General features: G+C 64.6%; 11 protein-coding genes. 4 read left to right on the top strand and 7 right to left on the bottom strand.

The window, feature by feature from the left end; all coding sequences use genetic code 11:
* Positions 1–57: 57 nt before the first annotated feature.
* The 3 genes from G6N47_RS15880 to G6N47_RS15870 are packed head-to-tail and all read left to right on the top strand — an operon-like array spanning position 58 to position 3647.
* A complete protein-coding gene (locus G6N47_RS15880; protein WP_232080345.1) occupies positions 58–1266 on the top strand; it encodes a cytochrome P450 in 1209 nt (402 codons plus the stop codon).
* Between the two features lie 21 nt (positions 1267–1287).
* Positions 1288–2502, top strand: coding sequence for a CaiB/BaiF CoA transferase family protein (locus G6N47_RS15875; RefSeq protein WP_083133669.1), 1215 nt, complete (start codon positions 1288–1290; stop codon positions 2500–2502).
* The gene (locus G6N47_RS15870; RefSeq protein WP_083133670.1) at positions 2499–3647 is read left to right on the top strand and encodes a thiolase family protein; all 1149 of its coding nucleotides are present in this window, start codon (positions 2499–2501) and stop codon (positions 3645–3647) included. Before G6N47_RS15875 ends, G6N47_RS15870 begins: the two co-directional genes overlap by 4 nt.
* A 17-nt stretch (positions 3648–3664) precedes the next feature.
* Here G6N47_RS15870 and G6N47_RS15865 read toward each other — a convergent pair whose 3' ends face one another.
* The 3 genes from G6N47_RS15865 to G6N47_RS15855 all read right to left on the bottom strand — a co-directional run bounded on the left by G6N47_RS15865 (position 3665) and on the right by G6N47_RS15855 (position 7679).
* A complete protein-coding gene (locus G6N47_RS15865) occupies positions 3665–4159 on the bottom strand; it encodes a MarR family winged helix-turn-helix transcriptional regulator (protein ID WP_083133671.1) in 495 nt (164 codons plus the stop codon).
* A gap of 268 nt (positions 4160–4427) precedes the next feature.
* Positions 4428–7037 (bottom strand): helix-turn-helix transcriptional regulator, encoded by a 2610-nt coding sequence (locus tag G6N47_RS15860; RefSeq protein WP_083133707.1) that lies wholly within the window; start codon positions 7035–7037, stop codon positions 4428–4430.
* Positions 7038–7256: 219 nt separating this feature from the next.
* Positions 7257–7679, bottom strand: coding sequence for a MarR family winged helix-turn-helix transcriptional regulator (locus G6N47_RS15855; RefSeq protein ID WP_232080220.1), 423 nt, complete (start codon positions 7677–7679; stop codon positions 7257–7259).
* A gap of 194 nt (positions 7680–7873) precedes the next feature.
* On the opposite strand from G6N47_RS15855, the gene G6N47_RS15850 reads away from it, so the two are divergent.
* Positions 7874–8116: a hypothetical protein gene (locus G6N47_RS15850; protein WP_083133673.1), complete on the top strand. Its 243-nt coding sequence runs from the start codon at positions 7874–7876 to the stop codon at positions 8114–8116.
* Positions 8117–8345: 229 nt separating this feature from the next.
* On the opposite strand, the gene G6N47_RS15845 is transcribed toward G6N47_RS15850, so the two are convergent.
* The 4 genes from G6N47_RS15845 to G6N47_RS15830 are packed head-to-tail and all read right to left on the bottom strand — an operon-like array spanning position 8346 to position 12997.
* Positions 8346–9509: an acyl-CoA dehydrogenase family protein gene (locus G6N47_RS15845; RefSeq protein WP_083133674.1), complete on the bottom strand. Its 1164-nt coding sequence runs from the start codon at positions 9507–9509 to the stop codon at positions 8346–8348.
* Positions 9510–9519: 10 nt separating this feature from the next.
* A complete protein-coding gene (locus G6N47_RS15840; protein WP_083133675.1) occupies positions 9520–10554 on the bottom strand; it encodes an acyl-CoA dehydrogenase family protein in 1035 nt (344 codons plus the stop codon).
* Between the two features lie 2 nt (positions 10555–10556).
* Positions 10557–11381, bottom strand: coding sequence for an amidohydrolase family protein (locus G6N47_RS15835; protein WP_083133676.1), 825 nt, complete (start codon positions 11379–11381; stop codon positions 10557–10559).
* Positions 11378–12997, bottom strand: coding sequence for an acyl-CoA synthetase (locus G6N47_RS15830; RefSeq protein WP_083133677.1), 1620 nt, complete (start codon positions 12995–12997; stop codon positions 11378–11380). The genes G6N47_RS15835 and G6N47_RS15830 overlap by 4 nt, the downstream gene beginning before the upstream one ends.

The raw sequence follows: 12997 nt of genomic DNA, 5'->3' as shown, positions 1-12997 counted from the left end.
GATATAGTCTACTGTAATCTTTACAGTATGATCGCCTACCCGAGCCGGAGAGCAGCCGTGGAAAGTCAAGTTCAAGACGCCGCCACTGACGACAAACCCGTCGGCTACCTCCGCGACCCCTACCCGTACTTCGCGCAGAAACGCCGAGCGGCCGGGGTGTTCGACGGCACGGTCATGGATTATTCGAAAACCCCTGAGTCGCTGCGGCCCAAAAGATCCTTCGCCGCCGTGTCGTTCGACGCGGTCAACAAAGCTCTCCGCGACGGCCGGGTGTTCAGCTCGAAGATGTACGACACCACGATTGGCCTGTTCATGGGCCCCACCATTTTGGCGATGGAGGGCAAGAAGCATCGCGAACACCGCAACCTGGTGAGCGCTGCGTTCAAGTCGAAGGCCCTCGCGCGCTGGGAGCCGACGATTGTGCGGCCGATCTGTAATGCGCTCATCGACGAATTCATCGATGCCGGCGAGGCGGATCTGGTCCGGCAGTTCACGTTCGAGTTCCCTACCCGGGTCATCGCCAAGCTGCTCGGCCTGCCGGAGACAGACCTACCGATGTTCCATCGGCGCGCAGTGGAATTGATCAGCTACACCGTTGGCTATGAACGCGCCTTCGAGGCGTCAGCGGCGCTGAAGGACTATTTCCTCGAGCAAATCGAGGCCCGCAAAGCCGCCCCGACCGAGGACATCATCGGCGATCTGGTCACCGCGGAGATCGACGGCGAGAAACTCAGCGACGAAGCCATCTACTCGTTCCTGCGCCTTCTGCTGCCCGCCGGGCTGGAAACCACGTATCGCTCGTCGGGCAATCTGCTCTACATGTTGCTCACCCACCCCGAGCAATTCGCCGCGGTGCAAGCGGATCCCGAGCTGATTCCCAAGGCTATCGAAGAGGGGCTGCGCTTCGAGACGCCGTTGACGACGGTGCAGCGGTTCACCACCGAGGACACCGAATTGGAAGGGGTCAAGATTCCGGCCCGATCGGTGGTCGACGTGTGCATCGGTTCGGCGAACCGCGACGAGCAACGCTGGGAGCGGCCAGAAGAATTCGACATCTTCCGTCCGCACACGCCGCACATCTCCTTTGCCGCCGGCGAACACACCTGTCTGGGTTTACATTTGGCCCGCATGGAGACCCGAGTGGCACTGGAATGCTTGCTGGATCGGCTGGCAAACATCCAGCTCGTCACCGACACCGACCCGCACATCTACGGCCAGCCATTCCGCTCTCCCACCGCGCTTCCCGTGACGTTCGACGCCAAGTAGGTTTCGGAAATGGTCAAAGTTATGGAGGGTTTCCGGGTCCTGGAAGTCGCGCAGTTCACGTTCGTGCCCGCTGCCGGCGCGATCCTCGCCGACTGGGGCGCTGACGTCATCAAGGTCGAGCACCCGGTGCGTGGCGACACCCAGCGCGGCTTCCTCAACATGGGCGGCGTCCAGCTCAATCCCGACCGGCATCCACTCATCGAACATCCCAACCGTGGCAAGCGCAGCGTCGGCATCGACCTGTCCACCCCGGGCGGGCAGGACGTGTTGCATGAGCTCGCCCGGACGTCCGATGTGTTTCTGACCAATTACCTGCCGGCCGCGCGGCAGAAGAACAGGTTCGACGTCGAGCACATCCGCGCGGTCAACCCGAATATCGTCTACGCGCGTGGCACGGCATACGGCGACAAGGGTCCGCAGCGCGACGTCGGCGGCTACGACGGCACGGCGTTTTGGACCCGCAGCGGCATCGGCCACGCGTTGACACCGCCGGAACTCGGTGCCCCGCTGGCGCAAGGGATTCCGGCCTTCGGCGACTCGATCGGCGGCATGAACATCGCCGGCGGCATCGCCGCCGCGCTGCTGCACCGCGAACGCACCGGCGAAGCCCTCGAGGTCGACGTGTCCCTTTTGAGCACCGCCTGGTGGGCGGCCGGCGCCAGCGTGACCCAGGGCATGGATACCGGCGAGACCATGCGCGCCGCCATGCCGCAGTCCGGCGGCTCGCCGGTCAATCCGTTCCTGGGCAACTACCAAACCTCCGACGGCGGAACGATCAACCTGTGCATCGTCAGCCCGACCGGCCACATCCGGGACACCTTCGAACACCTCGGCATTCCCGAGGTGGCCGACGATCCCCGCTTCGCCGAGGTGCTGCCACTGATGCAGAACGCCGACGCGGCCAGCGAGTTGATTGCAAAAGCTATCGGGGCCAAGCCGTTTGAGTATTGGCGCGAGCACCTGAAGACCATGAAGGGCCAGTGGGCGCCGTGCCAGAGCCTGGTTGACCTTGCCGAGGACGAGCAGGCCATTGCCAACGACATGATCGTCGAAGTCGACGCCACCGACGGCGGGCCGCCGTTCAAGGTTGTGCGCGGGCCGGTCCAGTTCAACCACGAGCCGCTCGCCACCACCCGGGCCCCGCAGGCGTCGGAGCACACCGAGATCGTGCTGATGGAACTCGGCATGGACTGGGACCGGATTGCAGAACTGAAGGAATCAGGAGCCATAGCGTGACTAGTGACGTGGCGATCATCGGAGTGGGTCTGCATCCGTTCGGCCGCTTCGAGGGCAAGTCGGCGATGCAGATGGGCGTAGACGCGATCTTCGCCGCTGTCGCCGACGCGGGTGTGCAATGGTCCGACATTCAGGCCGCCACCGGCGGCAGCTGGACGGTGGCAAATCCCGATGCGATCGCCAGCATGGTCGGGCTGTCGGGCATTCCGTTCACCAACGTGTTCAATGCGTGCGCGACGGCGGCCAGCGCCGCCAAGGCCTGCGTCGACGGAATTCGGTTGGGCGACTATGACATCGGGATCACCGTCGGGCTGGACAAGCATCCGCGCGGCGCCTTCACCGAGGATCCCGCACTGGTAGGGATGCCACGCTGGTATGCGGAGAACGGGCAGTATCTGACCACCAAGTTCTTCGGCATGAAAGCCAACCGCTATCTGCACGACCACAACATCTCGCAGCAGACGCTCGCCAAGGTGGCGGCCAAGAACTTCCGTAACGGCGCGCTGAACCCGAATGCATTCCGCCGCAAGCCGATCTCCGAGGAGGAGATCCTTGGCTCTACGATGTTGAACTATCCGCTGACCCAGTACATGTTCTGCGCACCCGACGAGGGTGCGGCCGCGGTGGTGATGTGCCGCGCGGACATCGCACACCGCTACACGTCCACGCCGGTCTTTGTGCGGGCGGTCGAGGTGCGCACCCGCCGCTACGGCGCCTACGAGGTGAACACCACGTTCGCGCCGGTCGACGAGGACGTGTCGCCGACCGTTTACGCCGCCAGGGCGGCGTTCGAAAAGGCCGGCGTCGCACCGGAAGACGTCGATGTCATCCAGCTACAGGACACCGACGCCGGCGCAGAGATCATCCACATGGCCGAATGCGGATTCTGCGCCGACGGCGACCAGGAAAAGCTATTGGCCGACGGCGCCACCGAGATCACCGGCGCCATGCCGGTCAACACCGACGGCGGCCTGATCGCCAACGGCGAGCCGATCGGAGCGTCCGGTCTGCGCCAAATCCACGAGCTGGTAAGGCAATTGCGCGGCGAGGCGGGCGATCGGCAGGTGGCCGGCAAGCCGCGCGTCGGGTTCGCCCAGCTCTACGGCGCGCCGGGCACGGCCGCTGCGACGGTGCTGACCAGGTGACGAGGCAGCGCGCTACTTCATCCGGCCGCGATAGCCACGTGCTGGGCGCCATGACCAATGTGGGAATGCGGCCTCAGTCCCCGGTGTCGAGCCACCGTGACAAGAAGGTCGCGCAGCGCGCCGCATTCTTCGGGGTCAAGTCCGGCAGTGAGCTTGCTTTCGTGCTGGCGCGTAAGACAGGACAACTTGCGCATCAGCTTCTTTCCGGATTCTGTGAGATACAGGGCATGTAGGCGGCGGTCAAGTGGGTTGCGCCGGCGTTCGACATACCCGCGCTCCTCGAGCTCGTCGACGTAGGCGACTAGACGACCGGGCAACACGCCCAGGTAAGCACCAAGAGCATGCTGACTGGTGCCGGGCATCGCGGCAATGGCACGCAAGATGCCCGCTTGTGTCAGGCTCAGCTCGATCGTTGCCATCTGTTCGGCGAACAGGTTGGCCGCATGGTGGCCGAGTTGGGCCAGAAGAAAACCCACGCCATCTGTATGTGTCAGACGAGGTTCAGCCATCATGGAACCACTCCTCCCGTGTACTCGGGTCAGGTTCGCCTGTAATGCCGAAATGCGCACGAGTAGTGCACTACCTGTTTTGTACGCAGGCGCTCCACAGCCCGCCTGGCCACCTCAACTACCTGTGATGCACCGGAGCCTGACGGTCCCTTGAACTCCTGTCAGCAAATTGACCGAAGTAGAGTGGCTGTTACGCCCAATTAGAGTAGTGGTGCGACTTCGCAATTCGGTCGCGTTAGTTCTAGCAAGAGTTTTCAACCCCCGGCCGGCTTTAGCGTCCCGACCGCTCCAGGCTCATCAGGTGGATGAGCTGATTGCGGTTGTTGATGCCAAGCTTGGCGAATATGCGGTAGAGGTGTCCCTCCACCGTCCGCGTCGAGACAACGAGCCGTTCGGCGATTTGGTGGTTGGACAGACCGGCCACGACCAGCATCGCGATCTCGTGCTCGCGGTCGGTGAGCGGGACCGGGTGAGCCGCAACCTCGACTGCCGGTGTATGGAGCCCGCACTGGCTGGCCAGCCCGTATGCCCGGGTGGACGACGCCACTTGCTTGCCATGGTCGCCTTTGCGGGTGTGTTCGTCGGCTGCCTGGGCAGCAGCGTCGGCGGCAAGCGCCTTTGCGCCCAGATCGGCGAACCCGGCGGCCGCGAGGTCGAGCAGATCACCGTCGTGCCTGGAAAGGGCGCGAGCATGGGTAGCGATCACTTTGGCTAGGCGAGTGTTCAGCATCGTGGCAAGTTCCTCGAGCCGCGCGGCGCACGATCGATCACCGAAGCGGACAGCGGTGTGCAGTGCGCGCATCTCGATGGCGTACATCCCGGATCGTTGGGCGACCTGCGCGGCACGCATCGCATGCGTCCGGGCGGCCGTCGTCTCGCCGACTGAGGCCCGCGCCCACGCGCGGGCAAGCTCGAGTTTCGGTAAGAACACCGCGACCTGAGGTCCGTATGCCTCCTCCGCAGTGCGCAGGGCGGCGGCGGCAGCCGCACTATCCCCTCGCGCGCCTTCAGCCTGCGCGTCCCAGGCCGCCACCGCCATCACCCCAATGCGAAAACCTTGAGGCATCGCCGAGAGAGAGTCGCGAAACGCAGCACATGCCGATGGCAGTGCACCGCGACCAAGGTGCACGAATCCGAGTATCGCGTGCACGAAGGCGCCTGCCTCAGGACCCAGCGTGGCCGTGGGACCGTAGCGCTCCCAAACCCGGTCGGCCGCTGGAAAATCACCGGCGACCGTCGCCGCCATGACCTCGGCCATCGCGATCACGAAGCGGTGCGGTCCCATTTGGCCGAGCACCTCAGCGCCGCCGGCATTCGCTATCCGGTGAACCTCGTCGACCCGGCCAGCGAGCGCCAATGCCCAGGCGGTCGAGATAACCGCCCACGTCATCGTCAACGGTTGCTGATCAGATGCGCACAGCGGCAACCCGAGCTCGATCGCCGTGGGGATATCACCGGAAAAGCAGGCAAACGCCGCCTCCATGGCCGTGACCAGATCGGTCATCTCCCGGGTGTCAACGCGATCCTTCATCCGACCAAGTAATAGCCGTGCCTGCTCAACCTGCCCGCAACCGAAAAAGAGATTCGCGGCCCGCAGACAACCCCACTGGACGGTCAACCACCCAGCGGCGTCATCGGAGGGGGCAGCGTCGGCGAGCACCGCTTCGGCCTCGTCGGCCCGCCCCTGCCATCTCAGGGTCTCGCCCAGCACGATGGCTGCCGGCAGCCCACCACCATGGTCGAAGGCGAATCGAGCCAGCTCCTCGCCAAGGGCCACGTTCGACATGGCCACCGCACTCGCCGCGGCCTCGACGATCAGGTCGAGGTCTGGCGCCAGATCGCTTCGCATCATGTACTGGGCCACCCGTATCCGGGTGCGCACGTCAGGCGATCTTGACTGCTGCTCTTTGTCCTGCATCTTCTTCCGAAGATGTTGTGCCAACATGCCGTTGAGCTGCCGCGCACGCACGAGTCCACCGCGCTTGAGGGCCACTTCACCGAGCAGCGGGTTTGCCAACCGAACCACGGTGTGTGATTCGTCGTCGACCGCGTGGATCATTCCGCCGCGTTCCAGACGTGCCACCGCGTCGGCATCGCAAATCCCACGCAAGGTTTCCCAGCTCAGGGCCTCCGCCGCAGCCAGCACCTCTATTGCCTCGAGTTCCTCGGCAGCCAGGGATTGCAGGCGGACCTCCAGAAGATCGGAAAGGTCGCGGTCCGCATGCAGCGCACCTCGCAGCTGCCAGCCGTGTTTCGACCGCACCAGCACACCAGCCTCGCGGGCCTCGCTCAGCAGGCTGCGTAGCATCAGCGGATTTCCCGCCGTCTGGCGATGCAATTCGTCGACAAGCCGAGCGTCGACCGCGTCGTCGAGCACGGCGCGAGCAAGCTCTTCCGTCTGTTGCCAGGTCAACCCTTCGAGGTGCAGGCGAAGCAACACTCGCTCTTTCCAGAGTGCCGTCACCGCATCGGGCACGGGGTTGCCGGAGCAGATTGTCACGATGAGTCGGGTATCACCAAGCGCTGCAAGGTGATACACCAACGTCGCCGACAACGGATCGAGCAAGTGGGCGTCGTCGACGACGACAATAAGATCCTTTTCCTGCTCCAGGGTTCTTTGCGCAGCAGCGAGCATCACGGCAGGTTCGCGTACCGCATCAAGCGTCATCAGCCAGTAGAACGCACCTAATGGCACCGCCTTGCTGGTTTCGGTGCCCAGCACAAACCGCACCGTGTTTTTGCGCCGCTCGACGGCCTCCGCGAGCGTATGAGCCAGTGCCGATTTGCCTGTCCCGGTGTCGCCCACCAACACGACACCCTGAAATTCACTATCGTTTTCAAGTGCCGCCAACGCTTGGCGAACTTCATCATCGCGGCCCACCAACGGCCACCCCGACCAGCTGCTACGCGCTTGCACCCGACGCCGAACCTCTCTAAGAGCAAGGTCCTTTGCAAACGCTACTGCGGCTCCATCGGCGGTTTATGCCGAATACCACAATTGCAGGTACGCACCGGCCAAAAATTAATTGACATCATTCCAATTAATCGAGCTGTATAGGAGATGTTTGGCCTGCGGGCCGAAAACCGCGGCCCGTCGGGGTCACGGGCGCGACTGAGCCATCCACCGGTCCAGAGCGCCATAACCAGGGTGGACATACGGCGTAAGGCCCTGGTGCCTGGCCACCGTCGTGAGCAGATCCAGCAATACACAGGTGTTTTCCGGGCCGAGCGCGGCGCCGAGCTGGTCGTCATGCTGACGGGCCAGCCCAACAACCCTACGCAACAGTTTCTTTCCCTCGGCGGTGATGTACAGCGCGTTGCGCCGGCGATCAGCGCAGTTGCGGCGACGCTCGAGGTATCCGCGCTCCTCGAGCTCGTCCAGGTAACCAACCAACCGAGCAGGCACCACGCCCAGATAAGCACTGAGGTCATGCTGACTGCGGCCCGATTCTGCCGCGATAGCCCGCAGGATGCCCGCGTGCGCCGCGGTTAGATCGAGGGTCGCAAGCTGCTCGGCGAACACGGTGGTGGAGTGGAAGCCGAGCTGGCGCAGCCGGTGCTGCCACCCAGCCGGTCGTCTTCGATACGGTCAACGGCAACAACGGTACGGCTTCCATTGCAGACGCTAACTACAGCTCGGCGACGGCCCTCAACACGGGGCCGGTCACAAGCGTTGGCCCACCAAACAACGAGGCCGTATCGCCGGGCGCATACGTTGTGTTCGGCAGCTTCGACTCGGCCTCCGCGCAAAACCCCGGAAGCACAGCCGGAGTTACGGGCACCGCGACGGACTACACCATCTTCAGTCACGCGGTGGAGACTGCTGGCGGCACGACCATCGTGACCACCAGCTTTGACCCGAGCGTCAACGTCGCCCCAAGTGGCGGCGAGTCGTTCGTCGCACCTACTGGTCACGAAATGCTCTTCATGCCCGACCACATGATGCCGTTCGTGCCGTAGTTCGTTAACGGCGGGATCGCGAGCGAGCCCGGTCGCGTCACACGTGACCGGGCTCGGCTCGCTGGCCTAACGAAAACTCGAACTCCACTAAAACTTCACCACCTAGCCACGCCGAGCGTGAAGCTGTTGCGACGACACGCCGACGAGAGTCGCAGCAGATTCACACTCGCGAGCCATTTTTCGTGACAGGCGGGGGCGGGCCGGTCTCGACGCCGCGAGCGTGCTCGCGCTACTGGGGCTTGGCGTAGGCCGGCTTGCCGAGGCCAAGGACGTACTGGGCGATCATGTTGCGGAACACCTCCAGGGTGCCGCCGTAGATGCCGACCAGCGGAGCAAACCGGTAGACGTATTCGGACGCGCCGTCGTCGGTGGCGCCGTCAGTGCCGAACGGCAGGGCCGCGGCTGCTCCTTGGATGTCCATGAGGTCCGGCGAGATGTCGCGCATCGTTTGGGCGATCGCGACGCGGCCGAAGATGCCCGGGGTGGACAGCGCGGCTTCCATCCGGGCGACGCTGCGGCCCAATCGGAATGCCACCGAGCCGTCGTCGATCAGGCGTCGGCCCACCCGCGCCGCCGCCTTGTCGACCGCCTCGGCCATGAACCCGGCCTGGTGCATCATGATCGACACGTCCTGCAGCCCGTCGGGAGCTGCCGCGACGGCGCCGTGTTCGACGTTGAGCGGTTCGCGCAGCACCGTCCAGCCCTGGTTGACCTCGCCGAGCCGGTATTTGTCGTCGACGCGGACATCGCTGTAGTACACGATGTTGGTGCGATCGCCGTCGATGGTGCGGATGCCCTGGATTTCGATGCCGGGCGAATTCAGCGGCACCAGAAACATGGTCAGGCTCTGGTGCTTCGGCGCGTCCGGGTCGGTGTTGGTGATCAGGAAAACGTATTGGCAGTTGTGCGCGCCGGTGGTGAACATCTTGGAGCCGTTAATGATCCAGCCGTCGCCGTCGCGCACCGCGCGGGTCTTGCAGGTGGCCACATCCGAGCCGCCCTCGGGTTCGGTGTAGCCCAGGCAGAGCCGGACGTGCCCGCTGAAGACACCGGGCAGCACCTCGTCCTGCAACTTCTTCGAGCCGAACTTCGCCACCGACCGCGCCACCATCGCGGTGGTCCCCCACGTCACCCACGGCACGTGTGCGCGGCGCTTCTCCAATTCCCAAATCCGCCGTCGCACCCGGGAAAAACCGCCCTCGGACGCCGGCTTCCATTCCGCTTCCAGGTAGCCGGCCTCCCCCAGCGCCAGGTGCACGCCTTCGTCGAAGTTGTCGCCGGTCTCGCGATCGCGCCGCTTGACGTCATCGGTGACATGAGTGGCCAGAAACGTGCGTACTTCCTCGAGGAAGGCCTTGTCTTCGTCGGACAGCTGAACCCGTGAGAAATCCACCGCTGTGCTCCTAGCTTTCCCGCGCCGCAACGATTTCGGCGACCTGACGTGCGCTAGCGCCCGGATCCCCACCGGCCAGCGGCCATCCCCTGGCCCGGACCAGATACGCCGTTGCGGCGGCTTCGGCCGAAACTCCCAGGCCGCCCTGGATGTGTACCGCCATGGTCGCGGCCTTGGCCGCCTCCTCGGCCATGAACACGAACGCCGACGGCGCCAACTCGGGTCGCTCGTCGGGTTCGTTGTCCAAAAACCACGCGGCGCGGCGAGCGAGGTTGCGTCCCCCCTGCACGGTGATCGCCATGTTGGCCAGCGGATGGGAGATCGCCTGCAGGGTCGAGATCGGAACACCCAGCGTGTAACGGGATTTGGCGAATTCGGCGGCGATGTTCATCGTCTCTTCGACCAGGCCGGTCAACGCCGCGGCGGTCAAGAGTCGCCACTCGTCAAGCGCGCGACGGTACTTCGCCAGCGCATCGGCACCGGTGGCCAGCACAGTTCGGGTGTCCGCAGCGGCCGGATCGACCCAGGCGATCGGCAGCCGACCGATGTTGTCGACCTTCGCGGGCCGGGTCGCGAACGTCAGGCGCACGATGTCCTGGCCGTCACGCAGGATCACCTGGTCGGCGATCGACCCGGTCGGGATCAACCTGGGTCCCGCGGTGCTGTCGACTTGCGGGTCCAGCGCCGCCAGCTGCGTGCCGTTGACGATGTCCGGGTCCACGGTTTCCAGCCGGACGAGAAGCCTTGCGGCACAGACATGGTCGATCCATGGGACCGGCGCCAGCGATCTGCCGATCTCCTCGGCCACCAGCGTCAGGTCCACCAGCGTCGCCCCGTCACCGCCGACGGATTCCGGCAGCGCCATCGTCGTCGCGCCCATGGCGCACAACCGCTCCCACAGGTTCTTGTCGAAGCCGGAAGGCTCGGCGGCACGGACGGTTTCGATCGGGCAGTACGACCTGAAGAAATCACGGTATGCGGCTTGCAGCGCCTCGTGGTCTTCGGACAGGCTGTAGTCCAGCCTGCGCAGCTCGAAGCGGTCCATGATCACTGCTCCTGTCCGAAGAAGAATTCCGCTGCGTTGTGGTACAGATAATTCTCCAGCACCTCGGCCGGGAGATCGAGCGCGCACGCTTCCGGCACGACGCGGCGCATTTTCAGCACCGGCCAGTCCGAGGCGAAGATCACCTTGTTGGGTCCGCGGGTCCGCATGTAGTGCAGAAGGCTCTCCGGCAGTCGTTTGGGCGACCATGCCGACGTCATCAGGCGCAAGTTGGCATACTTGATCAGAAGCCGGATTGCGATGTCCCACCAGGGATCCGCGCCGTGGATCATGCACAGCTTGAGTTCGGGGAACCGCACGCAGATCCGGTCGAGGTGGATGGGGTTCTGTACCTCTCCCGGAATGGGAGGGCCGGGCAGTCCGGTGTTGATGCACAGCGGCAGCTCCAGCTCGGCGCATTTCGTGTAGAGCGGGTAGTAGACGGCGTCGCTGGGTGGGTACTGGCCGTCACCCCAAAAGCTCGGCCCGACAGCCGCATATGCGACCGGGAGGTCGTTGACGATCGCGCTGAGTTCCTTCAGCGACGGCATCGGCCGCAGTAGGTTCATGCCGCCCATCGCCAAGGCGAAGCGTTCCGGCTTCGCCTCGACGAACTTACGCGCGGTCACCGACGGCTTGGCCAGCGAGTCCATCAGGATCGCCTTCTGCACGCCTTGTTCGTCCATCTCGTCGAGCAGCTCGGCCAAGTCGACCGGCTCGAACATCGACTTCGGGCCCTTGAAGTAGTCGTCGCGGACCTTGAGCATCCAGCTGGGCTGCTTCTCGCTTTCGCCGAAATGCACGTTGACCAGACAATCGATCGCTTTCATGTCGACATCGGCGCCTTTTCTGTCACTTGCCTTTTCGCCCACCGGTAATCGGGTTTGCCGTTGCCCAAGCGGCGAACCTGCTCGACGAAGATGAACTCCTTGGGCGCCTTGAACCGCGCCAGCTGCGTCGTGCAATGGGCGTGCAGCGTGTCACGCTCGGGGCCGGCGCCATTCCGCACTGCGACGAGCGCGACGAGCTCTTCGCCCCAGCGCTCGCTCGGCCGGCCCACCACCAATGCGTCGGCGACGGCCGGGTGCGCCCGCAGAACTTCTTCGACCTCTTCGACGAACACCTTCTCGCCGCCGGTATTGACCACCAACGAATCACGGCCGAACAACCGCAGCGTGCCGTCGGCCTCAAAGCGGGCCCGATCCCCGGAGATCACCACTCGCCGGCCGTCGACCACCGGAAAGGTCCGGCGAGTGGCGTCCGGGTCGTTGAAGTAGCCGAGCGGAATGCGGCCCGCCCGGGCCACCCAGCCGACCTCCGGGTCACCCGGCCCCAGGAACCGTGTGCAGTCCTCGGACAGGATCAGCCCGCCGTCGCGGAGTGTGAAGGTGTCGGTTCGCGCGTCGTGCCGGCTGTGGCCGAAGCCCATGTTTCCGGTTTCCGACGAGCCGTAGCCGTTGATCAGCGTGATCTGCGGCAGTGATTCCAGCAGCGCCCGTTGGTATTTGGGGTTGGTCGCGGCGCCGCCGGTGCCGATCGCAGACAGCGACGACAGGTCGTAGCTGCCCCGTTGAAGTTCCTCGACCAGCGGCGCGGCGTAGGCGTCGCCGACCATCGTCATCATGCCGACCTTCTCCCGTTCGGCGGTCTGCCACACCAGCCGCGGGTCGAGCTTCTTGCTGGTGTCGTACAGCACGACCGGGATGCCATGCATGATCGCCGAGAACGCCGTCCACATCCCGGCCGCGTGCATCAGCGGAGACACCGCAAACCACGGCGCCCCGGCCGGTCCCCGTACCTTGTCCTGGATGTCGACCGTTGACTCATGGTCGGCGCCGACCATCGAGGACACGTAGATATCGGATTGGCGCCACAGGACGCCCTTGGGGCGACCCGTGGTGCCTCCGGTGCAAATCATCAGCACGTCGTCCGGCGACGGTGTCACAGACTGGTCGGTATCACCTTGCGCCAGTGCGTCATTCAGTTCGACAGCGCCGGGCAACTCGGGCGCCGCGCTGCCGTCGTCGACGGACACCAACAGGTCGGTATCACCGAACACCTCGGCGAACTTCGTGCCCAATGACCGGTGGTAGATGACTGCCCTCGGTCGGATGTAGTCGAACAGTTCGAGGACTTCACGCGGCGTGTAGTTGTAGTTGACGTTCACCGGAACAGTGCGTGCCTTCAGGCACCCGACCACCATGTCGGGGTACAGATCGTTGTGCATGACCAGTGCTACCCGATCCTGGCCGCACTCCCAGCGCTCGAGGCTGTCCCGCTCACGATGCGTCCCGAACCCGTTGCCTGCGAGGAAGTTTGCCAGCCGACGGGTTCGGTCCGCGGATTCCGCGAAAGTGCTGCGGCGGTGGCCGCACACCGTCATCGTCCGCTCGGGAATGGCGTCGGCGATGGCGTCGAGCACCGCGCCTATGGTCCACTCGGGCAC

Origin of the sequence: Mycobacterium branderi (genome assembly GCF_010728725.1) — a bacterium.
GTDB classification, from domain to species: Bacteria; Actinomycetota; Actinomycetes; order Mycobacteriales; family Mycobacteriaceae; genus Mycobacterium; species Mycobacterium branderi.
The sequence above is the reverse complement of the archived record's forward strand: the minus strand, read 5'-3'. Positions and strand labels throughout refer to the sequence as shown.

Coding starts and splice junctions, on each gene's coding strand:
- G6N47_RS15875 (WP_083133669.1), top strand. CDS start 1,288: ATGGAGGGTTTCCGGGTCCTGGAAGTCGCGCAGTTCACGTTCGTGCCC.
- G6N47_RS15865 (WP_083133671.1), bottom strand. CDS start 4,159: ATGATGGCTGAACCTCGTCTGACACATACAGATGGCGTGGGTTTTCTT.
- G6N47_RS15840 (WP_083133675.1), bottom strand. CDS start 10,554: ATGGACCGCTTCGAGCTGCGCAGGCTGGACTACAGCCTGTCCGAAGAC.
- G6N47_RS15835 (WP_083133676.1), bottom strand. CDS start 11,381: ATGAAAGCGATCGATTGTCTGGTCAACGTGCATTTCGGCGAAAGCGAG.